Annotated in this window: 13 protein-coding genes; 4 read left to right on the top strand and 9 right to left on the bottom strand. The window is 48.4% G+C overall.

The window, feature by feature from the left end; genetic code table 11:
• Positions 1 to 162: 162 nt before the first annotated feature.
• From LC508_RS04665 to LC508_RS04655, 3 genes are read right to left on the bottom strand one after another with little or no spacing between them, the layout of a single operon-like run.
• Positions 163 to 585 carry a DUF2000 domain-containing protein gene (locus LC508_RS04665; protein ID WP_033139616.1) on the bottom strand — a complete coding sequence of 141 codons (423 nt, stop codon included), beginning with the start codon at positions 583 to 585 and terminating at the stop codon, positions 163 to 165.
• Positions 569 to 1,492, bottom strand: coding sequence for a DMT family transporter (locus LC508_RS04660; protein WP_054353252.1), 924 nt, complete (start codon positions 1,490 to 1,492; stop codon positions 569 to 571). The genes LC508_RS04665 and LC508_RS04660 overlap by 17 nt, the downstream gene beginning before the upstream one ends.
• The gene (locus LC508_RS04655; RefSeq protein ID WP_054353251.1) at positions 1,485 to 2,348 is read right to left on the bottom strand and encodes an AraC family ligand binding domain-containing protein; all 864 of its coding nucleotides are present in this window, start codon (positions 2,346 to 2,348) and stop codon (positions 1,485 to 1,487) included. Before LC508_RS04655 ends, LC508_RS04660 begins: the two co-directional genes overlap by 8 nt.
• 540 nt (positions 2,349 to 2,888) lie before the next feature.
• Here LC508_RS04655 and LC508_RS04650 point away from each other — a divergent pair.
• The 3 genes from LC508_RS04650 (at position 2,889) to LC508_RS04640 (ending at position 6,563) form a co-directional block, all read left to right on the top strand.
• Positions 2,889 to 4,079, top strand: a complete 1,191-nt coding sequence (locus tag LC508_RS04650; protein WP_103732550.1) for an MFS transporter — start codon at positions 2,889 to 2,891, stop codon at positions 4,077 to 4,079.
• A gap of 212 nt (positions 4,080 to 4,291) precedes the next feature.
• Complete coding sequence (locus LC508_RS04645; RefSeq protein WP_158587354.1) at positions 4,292 to 6,085, top strand: BlaR1 family beta-lactam sensor/signal transducer; 1,794 nt, start codon at positions 4,292 to 4,294, stop codon at positions 6,083 to 6,085.
• 94 nt (positions 6,086 to 6,179) lie between these two features.
• Positions 6,180 to 6,563, top strand: a complete 384-nt coding sequence (locus LC508_RS04640) for a BlaI/MecI/CopY family transcriptional regulator (protein WP_033139611.1) — start codon at positions 6,180 to 6,182, stop codon at positions 6,561 to 6,563.
• A 46-nt stretch (positions 6,564 to 6,609) separates the two neighbouring features.
• Here the strand turns inward: LC508_RS04640 and LC508_RS04635 are convergent, their stop codons facing one another.
• The 5 genes from LC508_RS04635 to LC508_RS04615 form a co-directional block, all read right to left on the bottom strand.
• On the bottom strand, positions 6,610 to 6,765 hold the full coding sequence (locus tag LC508_RS04635) for a hypothetical protein (protein ID WP_156120802.1): 156 nt from the start codon (positions 6,763 to 6,765) through the stop codon (positions 6,610 to 6,612).
• Between the two features lie 53 nt (positions 6,766 to 6,818).
• Entirely contained in the window at positions 6,819 to 8,114 is a 1,296-nt protein-coding gene (locus LC508_RS04630; protein WP_103732552.1) for an HD-GYP domain-containing protein, read from the bottom strand.
• A 170-nt stretch (positions 8,115 to 8,284) separates the two neighbouring features.
• The gene (locus LC508_RS04625) at positions 8,285 to 9,919 is read right to left on the bottom strand and encodes a glycoside hydrolase family 43 protein (protein WP_103732434.1); all 1,635 of its coding nucleotides are present in this window, start codon (positions 9,917 to 9,919) and stop codon (positions 8,285 to 8,287) included.
• A gap of 11 nt (positions 9,920 to 9,930) precedes the next feature.
• Entirely contained in the window at positions 9,931 to 11,328 is a 1,398-nt protein-coding gene (locus LC508_RS04620) for an MFS transporter (RefSeq protein WP_052098955.1), read from the bottom strand.
• A gap of 45 nt (positions 11,329 to 11,373) precedes the next feature.
• Positions 11,374 to 12,543: a glycoside hydrolase family 5 protein gene (locus LC508_RS04615; RefSeq protein WP_103732433.1), complete on the bottom strand. Its 1,170-nt coding sequence runs from the start codon at positions 12,541 to 12,543 to the stop codon at positions 11,374 to 11,376.
• A gap of 150 nt (positions 12,544 to 12,693) precedes the next feature.
• Here LC508_RS04615 and LC508_RS04610 point away from each other — a divergent pair, with 150 nt between their 5' ends.
• Positions 12,694 to 13,902, top strand: a complete 1,209-nt coding sequence (locus LC508_RS04610; RefSeq protein ID WP_158587355.1) for an AraC family transcriptional regulator — start codon at positions 12,694 to 12,696, stop codon at positions 13,900 to 13,902.
• On the opposite strand, the gene LC508_RS04605 is transcribed toward LC508_RS04610, so the two are convergent.
• Complete coding sequence (locus LC508_RS04605) at positions 13,903 to 15,000, bottom strand: glycerol dehydrogenase (protein WP_103732431.1); 1,098 nt, start codon at positions 14,998 to 15,000, stop codon at positions 13,903 to 13,905. It lies immediately after the preceding gene.
• Between the last annotated feature and the right edge of the window lie 68 nt (positions 15,001 to 15,068).

Raw genomic sequence — 15,068 nt, 5'->3', positions numbered from 1 at the left:
TTTTTAATATAACTTATTTTAAAAATAACTATTGACTTTTTCTTTGCAGGCTACCGGGCGGATTCGAGACTTTCACTCGTTGGAAACGTGCGCCGCCAGGCGCACATAACAGACGAGCCGGTCCGCGCAGACGTGACCGGCTCATTATCTTCTGTCTTCTATTTATCTCAGCAGCGGCAGACTGCCTGTCAGTTTATTGACCAGCTTCCTGGCACCGCAGATACCGATGCCAAAGTAAGTCATTTCCTCTTCTGCCACACTTGCTGCTTTTTTTATATACTCCTCATAGACGTTACAGCTCTGCGCAACATCTGAAAAATCCACCACCACCAGGTCCGCGTATTCCGGCCGGTAGAGCTGCTCCCTGATCTCTCTGATCTTCTCCTGATCTGCCTTCAGAATCGGAACAGGAAGCTCTATGATCCCAAGATGTTCCTTCCCGCTTTTATCCATCACATCCGGCCCCACTGTCTCCGGGATGTGTTTTCCCAGTGTGATTCCCATGATTCCCGCTGTGTTGGCCAGAATGCCAAGGGGCAGGTCCTTGTCCAGTACCATGACGCATTTATCACTTTGTGCCTGCATATGCCTTATACTCCTTTGCTGTATTCTTCTCAGTTTTTCTGTCCTCAGATAAGAACAGGCCGATCAGTGTCAGGACAATGCCTGAGACGATCGTCCGTGTTAATTTCTCATGCAGGATAAGAGCCGACGTCACTGCCGTGATGACAGGAACCATGTAAATATAGACACTGGTCTTCACGGAACCCAGAATCTTAACCGCAAGATTCCAGGTCACAAAGCAGAGCGCAGAAGCTCCGAATCCCAGGAACAGCAGATTCAGCACGTTTTTCAAGCTGGCAAACTGCTGAAGTTCCATATGAAAATCCATCAGAAGCAAGGCCGGGACCATAAAGATAAGCCCATAGAAAAACGTACGCCTTGTAGTCTGAATGGTATTATATCCAAACCCACTGATCTTTTTCGTGATCGTCGAAAACGCAGCCCAGATCATTGCCGCTATCACAGCCAGCAAATCTCCCACAGGATTTAACTGCAGGTTCTTCTCCCCTCCGAAACTGATCAGAAAGATACCCGCAAGGGCAATCAAAAACCCGGCGAAGAACCGTATATTCGGCCTCCTGTCATGCAGAAACAGACAGGAAAAAATCACTGTAAAAAAAGGCGCAATAGAGATGATGACACCCACATTGGAGGCCAGCGTATAGGTCAGCGCAATATTTTCAAACAGATAATACAGTGTCACACCGCAGAGTCCTGCTGCGGCAAAGTACCATTCCTGCTTTCTCCTGCGTACCTTCAGCCTGCGGGGGCAGACACACCAGAGCGCAAAATACCCGATCATAAAACGGATAAATAATATTTCCACCGGTTTAAAACTTATAAGAAGCACTTTTGTGGAGATAAACGTAGTTCCCCAGATCAAAATGGTAAGAAAGGCTGCTATATGCCCATGTATTGTCTTATTCATTCGGCCACTCCTTTGCCGGAGTGACAGGCAGCGGTTTATCTGTAAAGATTTTCTGATACTGTTTTGGTGTCAATCCGATAAATTCTTTGAAAAAATTAGTAAAATGACTCTGGTCCGCAAAACCGGCCATATCTGCCGCGTCAATGGGTGCCACACCCTGTTCCAGGAACTCCTTGGCTTTCTTAAGGCGCACAGTCTGCAGATAGCGGTACGGAGAAACTCCCACCTGTTTGGTAAAAGAACGCAGCAGGTACGATTTTCCGAAACTGGTCATGGAGAGCAGATCATCCAGCGTGATATTTTCCGAAAAATGCTCCTCCATATAACTGCAGAGCGTCTTGATCTGCTGATTCGGCTCTGATATATCCGCCTCGTCAAAAGGCGCTGCGTGTTCCTGCAGGATCTGCTGCAGAAGGAAGAAAAATGCCTCCTCCTTTTTCAGTTTGGGTTCGTGAGCGAGAATGGCATCATACAGATCTCCGATGGACTGCGTAATGTCACTTTGATATACCACGTTTTCAGTAAAATGCGGGATAAAATCCTTTCCCGTAATTTCCTTAACAGCTCTCTGCATCACATCCATATTAATATTGACCGCACGGTAATCTAAAATTTCACCATTGATGGGCGCACAGAAGTGATTGTCTCTGGGGTTAAACAAGATCAAATCTCCGGCATTCAGGTCATACTCCATTCCTTTGCACCAGAGATGCCTCTTTCCTCCCTCCACAAACCCAATCACATAATAATCATGAAAATGGTTTGGAAATTTCTGGACAATCCCGCTCAAATTATATGCTTCGATTCCCAGGTCATGGTCATAATACACATGCCTTTGTTCTTGTTCCGCGTGCATTTCTTGTCCTCCTCCTTTCATTTTCACTATTGTAGCATTTCGGAAAAAAGAAATCTTGAACGATATGACACCTGGTGTCCGTTTTCGTCCATTATAACATATACGAACTCTTCATTGACAAGGAACTTTTTTACATGCTATAGTAATCATTAGGACAAGCAAATCATCCCAATGAGGTGGCTTTTATGAACTTTATTTTGACTGATAAATTGAGAAGACGAATCAGCTCCGTACAGATAACGTTTCCGGTGAAACATTGTACGGAGTTCAGATAGCGGCAGAGCTGCTGTATTCACCGGGAAACAGGTATGGTGCGTATCGGATTATCTGATGGGTTTGTTTGTGTACCTGTTTTCCGTGAATACCCTTGTTCTGTATCTGGCTGCGGCGATGTGTTCGCCGCAGCCTTTTGTCTGCAGACTGACAGGCAGAGGCTTATGATGTCCTCTGCCTTTTTTGCTGCCCGGCAGAGGCATCTGTACAGTACCCGTATGCGGGTGGCAGCAGATTTTATCATTTACAGAAAGAGGTATTTACAATATGAATTTGAATACATGGAAAGGAAAGACCTTTCGATTTTTAACAGCCCAGACTATCTCCCTGTTCGGTTCCTCCCTGGTTCAGTACGCGATCGTCTGGTATATTACACTGACAACATCTTCAGGAAAAATGCTCACCATCTCCACCCTCTGCGGCTTCCTTCCCCAGATCATCATTTCCCTTTTTGCGGGGGTATGGATTGACCGCTATGACAGGAAGCTGTTGATCATGCTCTCAGACGGCGTTATTGCTTGTTCCACGCTTATACTGGCTCTGGCTTTTTTGTCAGGGCATAAGAACATCTGGTTTCTGTTTGCTGTGCTGATCATCCGTTCAGCCGGCACCGGAATCCAGACACCTGCGGTGAACGCCATCTTTCCGCAGCTTGTTCCCAAAGAACATCTCATGAGGATGAACGGAATCAACAGTACCCTGTCCTCCTTCATGATGTTCTTATCACCGGCAGCCGGAGGTGCCGTTCTCTCCGCAGCGCCTCTGGAGGCGGCACTTTTTATTGACGTGATCACAGCCATGATCGGCATCAGTATCACTTTTACCATTAAAATACCGCCCTACGCAAAATCATCTGCCGGGGAGGAATCCAGTCTGCAGAAAATAACAGGCGGTATTTCCTACATCAAGAACCATGCTTTTATCAGAAGACTGATGCTGTTTCAGATCATCATCCTGTTTCTGATCAGCCCCTCCGCCTTCCTCACACCTCTTATGGTGAGCAGGACCTTCGGACCGGAGGTATGGCGGCTCACGGTCAGTGAAATGACCTACAGCCTCGGCATGGTCCTGGGCGGCATCCTCATCGCCTCCTGGGGCGGATTTAAAAACCATCTGCAGACCACTCTTCTGGCCGGAGGTGTGTACGGGGCGATCATGATTGGTCTGGGGACGGCGCCTGTATTTTTCATATACCTGGTCATGAATACCATGATAGGCGTTACCTCCCCCTGCTACAACACCCCCATCAATGTAACCATCCAGGAAAAAGTGGAACCAGGCATGCATGGCAGGATTTTCAGTTTCATGCAGATCTCCACTTCCTGCGCGCTGCCTCTGGGTATGGCCTTTTTCGGCCCTCTGGCAGATTATGTTCCGGTACAGTATCTTCTTGTGGCCGCAGGCGCTCTGGTTCTTACCATCTCTGTCTGCTTTAAACTCTTTCGATGTTTTAAGTAGAAAAGGTGTAGCTGTCATCCCATGGCACCAGGGCGTTTTGCATGGATGACTGCCTGTAACTGTGAGGGCACTGAACCGTAAAAAAACACCTGGCCGCAGATGCCGTTTGACTTTTCCGGCATTTATATTATAATAGAGTCAGATTTATTATTACGAATGTAATATAACAGGATTCCGTTATGATTTACGGGCACCCCGAAAGGAGTGAAATTATGGTGATATCACAGGCATTTATTTTCCGTTTTCTGCTCAGCAATGTGATCATTATGCTGGTCACCCTGGTCTTTTTCCTTATGAAACGCCTTTTTAAAAAGCAGATTCCGGCACGGGGACAATATCAGATTTGGATCATCTATCTTATAATGCTCACGATTCCTTTTCTGCCATTTCGGAACCGGACCTTTTTCCCGGCAGGCTTTCTGAACAGATTATCTTCAAATGCAGGCAGAGCTGTGGAATCTCTGACTGCCGCTGCCGCGCCTGCAGCAAAAAGCACCCTGCAGATACAGGATTACGCGCTGGAGGCAGAAAAATCCGGTGGGAGTACGCTTTTGCTGGTTTTATCTGCTGTCTGGCTCCTGGGTGCGTGCCTGATACTCTGGTATACAGCACGTTCAGCAAAAAAGCTGCATCAGCTTTTCAAAACCGCCCTCCCTGTGCAAAATAAGGCGGTACGCACGCTTTATAAAAAATGCCTGAAGCAATGCGGCCAAAAAAGGCCGTTCCCTCTGCTTGCCAGCGCTTTTATCCAATCTCCTGTATCTGCCAGGGCCTTTCGCCCCTGTATCATTCTTCCCATGGCGTATCTGTCAGAGGAAGATTCAAAAGCGCTTTCTTATATCCTGCTGCATGAGATCCAGCACTGCCGCCGCAGGGATCACGCGGTAAATCTTTTTATGAATCTGTTTTGTATCATTTACTGGTTTAACCCCGCAGTATGGCTGGCAGGCAGGAAGATGCGGGCGGACAGGGAACTGGCCTGCGATGCGTCCGTGCTGGGAATCCTGCAGGAGGGGTGTTACCGGGAATATGGCTCTGTGCTCTTACATCACACGGCAAATGCCTCCCGCTCTGAATATTCCATGACCACCGGATTCGCGGAGAATCAAAAGCAGATGAAGAAAAGAATCCTGGGCATTGTCACTTATCGAAAAGAAACAGGAACCGTCCGGATAAAGAACACTGCCTTTTTATTTTTGGCAGCCATACTTGTACTGGCAAACACGCCTTTCCTGTCTGTGACCACATGGGGAGAGACCGTTTCCACATCCCCCAAGGGCAAAACGAAAGCCCTGGAACTGGATACTTTCTTTGAAGGCTATGCAGGCAGTTTCGTGCTATATCAGCCCTCCTCGGATACCTGGAGCATCTATGGGGAGGAAGAAAGCCGTACACGTATATCTCCGGATTCCACATACAAAATATACAGCGCGCTGCTCGCCCTTGAAAAAGGAACCATCACCCCGGATTCTTCAATCCTGCCCTGGAAGGAAGAGGTGTATCCTTTTGAGAGCTGGAATCAGGACCAGGATCTAAAATCTGCTATGAAAAATTCAGTCAACTGGTATTTTCAGGAGTTAGACAGCAGAGCCGGTCTATCTTCCATACAGGGCTTTTTAGATCAGATCGGGTACGGAAACAGCGATGTGTCGGCAGGTCCCAAAACCTTCTGGATGGAATCCTCCCTGAAAATCTCACCCCTTGAGCAGGTCAGACTGCTTGCTGATCTCTATGACAATACATTCGGATTTCAGGAATCCTCCATACAGGCAGTGAAGGATGCCCTGTGTATTGCAGAGGAAAACGGCTATACGCTCTACGGGAAAACGGGGACCGGCAATATTGATGGCAAAGACAAAAACGGCTGGTTCACAGGCTATGTGGAGACCCATGGTGTTCCAAGCTTCTTTGCCGTAAACATCCGGGGGGAAGACCACGCTGACGGGGCAACTGCCAGCAGGATCGCCCTTGAGATTCTGGCTCAGATGCAGCTTCTGCCGGATTAGAAGGGCAGGATCGCCATACGCGTCTGCGATTGACAAGCTTATGCCGTAAGAATATAATATTTATAATCTCTTTATCAAACCAGGAGGCTGAACCATGAAAGATTTACCCCAGATATCTGAGGCCGAATATGAAGTTATGAAGGTTGTGTGGAAGAATGCTCCCATTAACACCAATGAAATCACAGAAATGCTGTTAAAGACTACAAGCTGGAGCCCCAAAACCATCCAGACACTGATCAAAAGGCTGGTCCAGAAAGGTGCTCTGACATATGTAAAGGAAGGACGCGTATTTGTCTACACACCGCTGGTTCAGAAGGACGAATATCTGGATCATGAGAACAGTTCCTTTTTAAAACGATTTTATAACGGAAGCCTGTCCTCCATGCTAGCCAATTTTATCGAAAAAGACCGATTAAGCGAACAGGAGATTGAAAATCTCCAGGAGCTTTTGGCACAGCGGTCTTTACATGAAAAATAAAGTATTTTAAGGGAGACAGCTGATGGCTGTCTCCCGTTTTTGTCTGCTACTGCCGGACAGGCACGATCGTCCATCTTCCGTTCTGTTTCATCAGAAAACAGGGGTGTCCCAGTTTATACCTGTAATACTTCTCCACAAGCTGCTGCGGAACCGGGAAATCAAAGCGGTCGAGAAAATAAGATACTTTATAATTTACGGACATGGGCAGTGCCTCCTTCTCTCTGAATAGTATATTCTATGTCCTGTCCCAATGCATTATGACTCCTTCCTGCCCTTATCTGCGGTTTTGGCACCGTCATACAGATATTTTCCAAGCAGATACTGGTATTCCTTTCGCAGGCCGTAATAGGTATCCAGAATCGGTCTGCAGCTTTCTTCCACTTCCTCCAGAACCACATCGAAGTTTTCCCTCAGAACCTCCACCACACTTTTGTCAATCTTTCCTTCCCGGGCCTGCTCCTCTATAATAGACAGAGTCCTGTTCTTGGAAAATGCCTCCTTGTAGCTGCGGGTCCCCAAAAGCGCACTGACAATATCCGATACCGCCACGATCCGCTCCTCTATGGTCAGCTCCTCCCCGCAAAGCCCTCTGGGATATCCGCTTCCGTCCAGCTTCTCGTGATGCCTGAGGGCGATTCTTGTTATCCCTTCCTCTATGGTGCCTCCCAGGATTTCCTCCGTCCGGTCCACATGGGTCCGCATGATAGCCATAGCCTGATTGCTCAGCCTTCCCGGGTACTCCAGTATCTCCACCGGGATTCCGATCTTCCCCAGATCATGCAGAAGCGCCCCATAGAAAATATTATGTATCTGTTCCTCTGACAGTCCCATATGTCTGGCAGCACAGCAGCTTATGCGTGTCGTTGTGATGGTGTGGGTCACTGTATGCTGGCTCCTGAAATCAATGGCATATATCATCATTCTCAAATAATCTTCACATTCCTGCTCTGACAGACGGACATCCGGAAGGATTTTATGAAAGTCTTTCTCCTCATCCAGACATGCAAGCATAGAGAACTGATTATCCGCCTCATAAAACAGATCCAGAATGCTGCCGTCAAATTTGCTTCCTCTTACCCGATCAAGATATCCAAACAGGTTATGGGAATCCGGATGTTCCTGAAGGTATATGTCAACTCGGTCAGCAAGGCTGATCATCTGGGCTGCTTCCCTTATTCTGTCTTCCAGCGTATCCGGCAGATGGACTGCTGCCACATGATGAAACATGACTGCCCTGGCCCAGTTTTTTAAGGGAGAGAGATTATCAAGAAACACATATCCGTAGATGGAATGTTCCCAGATATCTTCGGATTCAAACTGGGCCATCCGGTTGATCTCCTCGGTCTTGTAAGCGCCGATATCATGCAGCATGGCAAGGATACAAATGTCCTGGATATCTTTTGCAGAATACTTTTTCTGCACTGCCAGCATTCCGTAGACCAGGGATGCCACCCTTTTTCCGTGGTCCACCAGCCTCGGGTCCACATAGTTCAGCGTCCGTTCGATCAGACCGCTGATATTATTACTGTTGACTACTGCTTTTGCCTCCATATAAAACCTCCAACATACGCTTTCTCCACCGCGCGCATTACCAAAAAATATGATATTATTATAATATAATTATTCTGTAATTACAATGAATACCTTACACACAGTCAAAAGAAAACCGTCAAAAGGCGCCCGGCAGACCGGACGCCCATGTGGCAGTGAATCTATCTTTATCAGGAATAGGATTCCGTGTATTCAAAGAAATCAAAATCCGCGTAATGTCTGTGAAACATCCTGTCCGCACAGGTCAGACCTGCCATGGTTCCGGTAAATTCCCCGTACCTGCAGTATTCATCAGAAAAATGGGAGGTATCGAATACCCGGCCGATCTTCTGAAACTCCGTTCCGTCACAGCTCCACTCAAACCATGTCTTCCTCTGCTCCACATACAGCCGCAGATAGACCGGTCCTTCCCCCACAGGTGTTCTGGTATCTGTAAATTCCATCTTCTCCCCGTTCTCCAGGCAAATAACAGACAGGGCACTTTGTCCCAGGGTCTGGCTGTAATACTTTCTCAGATTGATATAGTTCATATTGTCATAATAGAGGATAAGACCTGCGCTGTGCTGGTAAATCTCAGGATGAAACTCCATTTTCGTGGTGATGCGCGCGTGAAGGGAGGTGAGCTTTCTTGCCAGAATGCTGACGCGGTTTAAGGAGGTTCTGGATTCCTGGCCTCTCAGCCGCACATATCCCGGCCTGGCTGTCACATCCGCAAAGGACTGGGGCATGATCCTGGGTGCGTAATACCAGTTTCCAAGGGTGTCCGCATCAAAGTCGTCGTAATCCGGTATCTTCGGCATCTCACACTTTGGAAGGCCGCTCTCAGGCACCTGCATCTTTGCCAGCCTGCCGCCGTCAGCCATGCGAAGCCAGCCATCCTCTGTCCATACCATTTTCTGGACAGCCGTCTCCCTGCCCAGTGTGCAGCGAAGCTCCGGTACAAACGGCCTGGCGGTCAGATGCACCAGATACACTTCCCCATTTGGGGTCTCCACATAGCTTCCGTGACCTGATTTCTGCAGTACGGAATCCGGGTTATAGTATTGGGGCTTTAAGTGGTCCGGGTCATGACGCTCATTGGATACACCGGGAGCGGAGGTCACAATGGGATTTTCAGGATCTTTCTCATAAGGTCCCCAGACATTCTCTGCCCTTCCCATAGTCACACAGTGATTGTATCCCGTGCCGCCCTCCGCGCACATGATATAATACCGCCCGTCTTTTTTTGTAAGATGAGGCGCTTCGATACATCCCCTGTCTGTCCCGCCGTTCCAGATACGTTTTGGATAACCGATGACTGCCTTTTTTTCCGGGGAATACTCTGCCAGACAGATGGCGCCCGGTTTCTCATAGCCCTCTCTGGTCTCCCACTCCAGGGAGACGATCCATTTGCGCCCGTCCGTATCGTGCAGCAAAGAAGCGTCAAAACCGGCGGAGTGCAGATAGACCGGCTCACTCCAGGGTCCTTCTATGTCCCTGGCACAGATCAGGTAATTGTCCACATCAAAGTACCTGGCATTCATGGAGTTCATCACCCCGTAGACCACATAGAACATGTCCTCCGCTTCACAGTAAGTCAGACAGGGTGCCCAGATGCCCTTTGCCGAGGGCAGTTTTTTCAAATCCACTTTCTCATCATCTGTCAATACGTGTGTTAGCAGTTCCCAGTGCTTTAAGTCCTTTGAATGGTATACGGGAATACCCGGAAACCATTCAAAGGTGGAAACCGCAAGATAGTAATCATCCCCTTTTCTGCAGATACAGGGGTCCGGATGAAATCCGGGAAGTATGGGATTTTGGATCATAGCATTCCCTCCTATTTTTCATAATCACTTTTATGTATTCCTTTTGCCAGGTCTGTTACTGCCTTTTCGTACTTTTTATCCAGGTCAAAGAAACACAGGCAGATGGCTGCGATCAGGACGGATACAGCGGGTATCCATACAAAAGACCAGGTGATCGCGGACTGTGATGCCGCAGACTGTACGGCTGCCTCCGCCTTGAATCCGCCGGCGTTTAACACCCATCCGAGAACCGCGGTTCCGAAACCGGAGCCCACCTTCATACAGAAGGAGGAGGCTGCATTTCCCATGCCGGCTGTTCCGTAGCCGTTCAGCCACTCCCCGTAGGTGATGGCATCCTGCAGGGCACCGAACATAGTGGCGGCGCCGAACCCGAACCCGATTCCTTTTACAACGGAAAGCACACATACCAGCGTCAGATCCGTGGTAAACCCTGTCAGCAGGAAACCTGCCATGGATATGAGCATGCCCATGAGAAACACATTGCGTTTCCCTGTCTTTTTCATGATAAAAGGCGTCACAAACATGGTGGCGATCTGCGCCACAGACAGACAGTTGGAGATGGACGCATAATAGCTCTCATCCCCCATATTGTATTTTGCATAGTATACAGCGGAGCCAAAGAAGCTTGACATCATGAAATACATGGCAAACAGGGCAATGACAAGTAAAACCCAGTATTTGTTCTTCACAAGGCCTGCCAGCCCTTTTACAAAAGACACCTGCTCCTTTTCGGCCTGCTCTGTCTTCTTTTGTTCCACCACGCGTTCTCTGCAGACACCGAACATGAAAAGGTTCAGCCCTACAAATACCAGCATCAAGAGCACAAAGGTCAGTGTCCATCCCTTCTGGCTGTAAGCGTCACCGCCGCCGAAGGCTGTGGTCAGTTTCAGTACCACTGTGTTGATGGTCATGGTCCCTGCTGTTGCCAGCAGCATCCTGAAGTTGCCCAGAAGCCCTCTCTCATACTGGTTGGTAGTCATCAGGCCGTTCATGGTGGCATAAGGCACGTTGATTCCGGTATAGAAAATGGTGGAAACCAGATTATAAGTCAAAAACATATAGGCAAGCTGTGCTTTTCCCACAAAGGAGGAAGGCACACTGAACATGAGGACCGTGCAGACCGCCAGGGGAATACAGAGTCTTGCGATCCAGGGGCGGGCCTTGCCCCATTTGCTGTGTGTATGGTCAATGATATATCCCATGACCAGGTCTGAGATCCCGTCAAATATTTTCGATATAGCAATGATAGAAGCCGCTGCCGCCGCGTTTGCACCCACTACATTGGTATAATACACAAGCAGGAATGCACTGATAGCTGAGTACACCAGGTTCCCCGCATAATCTCCCACTCCGTAACCAAACCGCTCCACAAATGACAACTTTGCATTGGGATTCATATCTGTCTTCATAATCTGTTTTTCTCCTTTAACTGCATTTTATTTTATCCAAAAGGCTTATCCTTCCTTAGGAAACCATCCGAAATCCGTACATCTTCCGAAATCCCAGCTGTCCCATCCGATCCATCCGGCATCGTTCACGGTATCCACCAGAAGCTTATAGCTCCAATAAAAATATCCGGAGCCTTTTTTCCAGGCATCTAACTGTTCTTTGGCAAGCGCACTGTAGATACGCTTTTTTTCCTCCGGGCTTACAACCTCCGCAGGTGCTCCTTCCACACCGTTTAACACACTCTGGCCGCCCTTTGTGTCACAACCGCAGGCAAGAGAGTTGAACAGACACCATTCTCCGCAGATGACCGGAAAATACTGCTGCATTTCCTCTATGTCTTTTGCCAGTGTCCCGCGGATGTAGGCAGTGTAGGATTCCACGGTCTGTTCACAGCCAAGGGCCTCCGCCACCATCAGATACTGGTGTGTATCCAGCACCACATTTTTGTATTTGTCTTCGCGCATGAACTCTTTCCAGGCTTTTAACTCAAAGGCGTCATGGATCACCACATATTTTTCATCCGGCATGTATTTTCTGATTCTGTCATATGCCTCCAGATAGAAGCTGCGGATAAATTCCATGGTGTTCGGCCTGCTGCCCCGCGCCTTTTCCGGGTCGGCCGGTTTATAGCGGTTTGCCACATCCATGGTCGTCCACATATCCTCCAGGATGGGCTCATTGAGAATTTCAATGCCCCACAGACCCGGTCTGGTTCCATAGCGCTTCGCCAGCCGTTCCAGAACGCTTAACTCAAATCCCACCTCGTCCGGCTCTTGGGACCATTTGCAGACACCGGAGATTCCCCCGTTGTCAAATCCGTTCTGGCTGTCCGGCGCAGTGTGCAGGTCGATCAATATCTGCAGCCCGTATTTCTCTGCCCAGCAAAATGCTTTGTCCAGCTCCTCTACACAGCCGATGAAAGGTTCCCTGTCGCCAAAGATAAAATACGGCACCGGAATCCTGACCGCATCCATCCCCATGGATTTGATCCTTGTAAAATCCCTCTCCGTGATATATTCCGCACGGTGGATCTTTATTCTCGCCTCATATACCTCTTTGGAGAGCTGCCTGGGAAGATAGTATTCATCCTCCGCTGTGGTTCCCTCAAAAAGCGCCGGACTCATCCATTTTTCCAGTACCAGCCAGTTTCCCAGATTTACGCCTTTTACATACATAATCCATTCTCCTTTTCGGACTTTGTCTTTATTTGCCTTGATTTTATGACAAAATCAGCGGTTTATATATCACTTTTTTCGGTTTTTTATCACTTTTCCCGGATTATCTGTTATAATGGATATAGATTCCCATACAGGAGGTACTTTGTTATGAATATCCCTTATCTGATGCGGCACGTTTCATACAGCCTGCACACCATCGTGCGGGATTACGGGGAAAAAGAGGAAGTGACGGAGAGATTCTGCGGACGTCCTGACTTTACGGACAGCAGTTTTTATGAAGGTTCTCTGGAAGAATATCTGCTCTTTGGGGATTCCGGGACGCTGCCGCTTTTGTTGTCTGCCGGAGATAAACTGGTCTATGCGAAAGTTACGGTTCCGGGACACCGGTTTATCATCGGCCCGGTTAAGCTCAAGACACCGGTGCGTCTCATCCACTGTGATAAACAGCCTGTCTATGATGAGAGTTTCCTGGATACGGTGCCGTTTTGTGACTTTGCGGAGTTATCGGTAAATATTCTTCTTATACATAATCTTTTCTGGGAACAGACTTTGAATGAGCGGGATTTGATCGTATTTAACTGTATTGACGAAACCCTGGATACAGAGATTCAGAGACATTTTTCAGATCTGCTGTTTGAGAATCAGGAGGCTTCCATAGGACATAACCCCTATGACCAGGAGCTGCGGGAATTCTCCAGCATTGAGAACGGAGATGTAAAACAGCTGGAAAAAAGCTGGGCTGAGGATTACACGGGAAATGTCGGTGTTCTGGCAAAAGACAAGCTGCGCAACTGGAAAAATATCGGTATCGTGGTGATCACCCTGGCAAGCCGGGCGGCCATACGCGGCGGCATCCTGCCTGAAATCTCCTTTTCCCTGAGTGATATTTATATCAATAAAGTGGAGGAGGCTTCTGATATGGCTTCCATCACCCATCTGCTGCGGCAGGCTGAGTACCAGTATACCAATATGGTGAGAGAACAGAAAGAGCAGCTAAGCGGCACAGGGAACAAAGAAAAGAATCCCCATGTCCGCCGCTGCAAAGATTATATCTTTTCCCATCTGCACGACAGGATCACTATACAGGAGATAGCTGACTTTTTGGGCATGAACCCGGGCTATCTCTCTGAACTGTTCCATAAATGCGAGGGAATGTCCATCAAAAATTTTATTCTGCGTGAGAAGATCGGTCTGGCTAAAAATATGCTGACCTATTCCGGATATTCCTATATCGAAATTGCCGCATACCTGGGTTTTTCCTCCCAGAGCCACCTTGGAAAGCAGTTCAAAAAGCTCACCGGCTTCACCCTCAGTGAGTACCGGAACACATACGGTGTCCGGCAGTTTACCTCCTGATCACTCTCCCAGGAAATAGCGTCCATAGGCATCGGCTGCCAGGATCGCAGCGGACACGGTCTCCGGTGTTACCTGGAAAGGCATGTTATGGAGGGTATCGTTCTCTGCGCAGGCAGCCTCCGCCACTGCCATGACTTTTTCAGGAGTCACCTCTTTGACGCCCAGCTCTTTCAGGGTGACAGGCAGGCCCACTTCGATGCAGAAGTCAATGATCATCTCCAGCTCCTCTGCAGGGATGTTTTCAAGCACAAGCTGTGTGATGGTGCCGAAAGCCACCTTCTCCCCGTGGTACATGGAATGGCATTCTTCCAGTACGGTAAATCCGTTGTGGATGGCATGGGCGCCTGCAAGTCCGCCGCTCTCAAAACCGATACCGGAGAGCAGTGTGTTCGCCTCAATGACTTTTTCCACTGCCTCTGTGCAGGCACCTGCCTCCAGAGCGATTTTAGCCTTCACGCCTTCCTCCATCAGTGTGTCAAAGCATAATTTTGCCAGAGCCATGGCTGCGCCTGTGGATTTGCCATTTACACAGGTCTGGGCATCGCTTGCGGCACAGGCACGGGCCTCAAAATATGTAGCCAGGGCATCTCCCATGCCGGCTACGGTCAGGCGCACCGGGGATTTTGTGATGACCTCTGTATCCATCAGCACCATGTCCGGGTTCTTTGGCAGGAACAGGTATTCCTCAAATACCCCTTCATCTGTATAGATCACTGACAATGCGCTGCAGGGCGCATCTGTGGAGGCAATGGTCGGGCAGATGATCACCGGCGTGTTCTCATAATACGCGGCAGCTTTGGCGGTATCAAAAATCTTGCCTCCGCCGATACCGATGACCAGGTCACAGCCTTTTTCTTCCATGATCTTTTTCAGACGGTTGATCTCGTTTTTGGAGCATTCCCCGTTAAAATAGTCGAAATACAGGGTACAGTCAGCATCCGCAAAACTCTTCTCAATCTCTTTGCCGATTCTTTTATAGCCGCCCTTACTGATCAATATAAGCGCGTTTTTCCCAAGACCTTCCGCATAGGTGCCAAGCTTTTTCAGCTCTCCTGCGCCCTGCACATATTTTCCGGGACTGCTCAATATTTTTGCCATATCTTACATACCTCCTGTTTGTCATTAATTTAACATACTACAGATTCATTATAACTTTTTTCCGCAGA

It is taken from the genome of Blautia parvula (assembly GCF_020215665.1).
GTDB classification, from domain to species: Bacteria; Bacillota; Clostridia; order Lachnospirales; family Lachnospiraceae; genus Blautia; species Blautia celeris.
Note: the sequence above shows the minus strand (reverse complement) of the source record. Positions and strands in the feature narration are given on the sequence as shown.

Excerpts from the sequence above, each read along its gene's own strand:
- LC508_RS04655 (WP_054353251.1), bottom strand. The coding sequence starts at position 2,348 with ATGCACGCGGAACAAGAACAAAGGCATGTGTATTATGACCATGACCTG.
- LC508_RS04615 (WP_103732433.1), bottom strand. The coding sequence starts at position 12,543 with ATGTATGTAAAAGGCGTAAATCTGGGAAACTGGCTGGTACTGGAAAAA.
- LC508_RS04630 (WP_103732552.1), bottom strand. The coding sequence starts at position 8,114 with ATGGAGGCAAAAGCAGTAGTCAACAGTAATAATATCAGCGGTCTGATC.
- LC508_RS04625 (WP_103732434.1), bottom strand. The coding sequence starts at position 9,919 with ATGATCCAAAATCCCATACTTCCCGGATTTCATCCGGACCCCTGTATC.
- LC508_RS04605 (WP_103732431.1), bottom strand. The coding sequence starts at position 15,000 with ATGGCAAAAATATTGAGCAGTCCCGGAAAATATGTGCAGGGCGCAGGA.
- LC508_RS04660 (WP_054353252.1), bottom strand. The coding sequence starts at position 1,492 with ATGAATAAGACAATACATGGGCATATAGCAGCCTTTCTTACCATTTTG.
- LC508_RS04635 (WP_156120802.1), bottom strand. The coding sequence starts at position 6,765 with ATGTCCGTAAATTATAAAGTATCTTATTTTCTCGACCGCTTTGATTTC.
- LC508_RS04665 (WP_033139616.1), bottom strand. The coding sequence starts at position 585 with ATGCAGGCACAAAGTGATAAATGCGTCATGGTACTGGACAAGGACCTG.
- LC508_RS04640 (WP_033139611.1), top strand. The coding sequence starts at position 6,180 with ATGAAAGATTTACCCCAGATATCTGAGGCCGAATATGAAGTTATGAAG.
- LC508_RS04620 (WP_052098955.1), bottom strand. The coding sequence starts at position 11,328 with ATGAAGACAGATATGAATCCCAATGCAAAGTTGTCATTTGTGGAGCGG.
- LC508_RS04650 (WP_103732550.1), top strand. The coding sequence starts at position 2,889 with ATGAATTTGAATACATGGAAAGGAAAGACCTTTCGATTTTTAACAGCC.
- LC508_RS04645 (WP_158587354.1), top strand. The coding sequence starts at position 4,292 with ATGGTGATATCACAGGCATTTATTTTCCGTTTTCTGCTCAGCAATGTG.
- LC508_RS04610 (WP_158587355.1), top strand. The coding sequence starts at position 12,694 with ATGAATATCCCTTATCTGATGCGGCACGTTTCATACAGCCTGCACACC.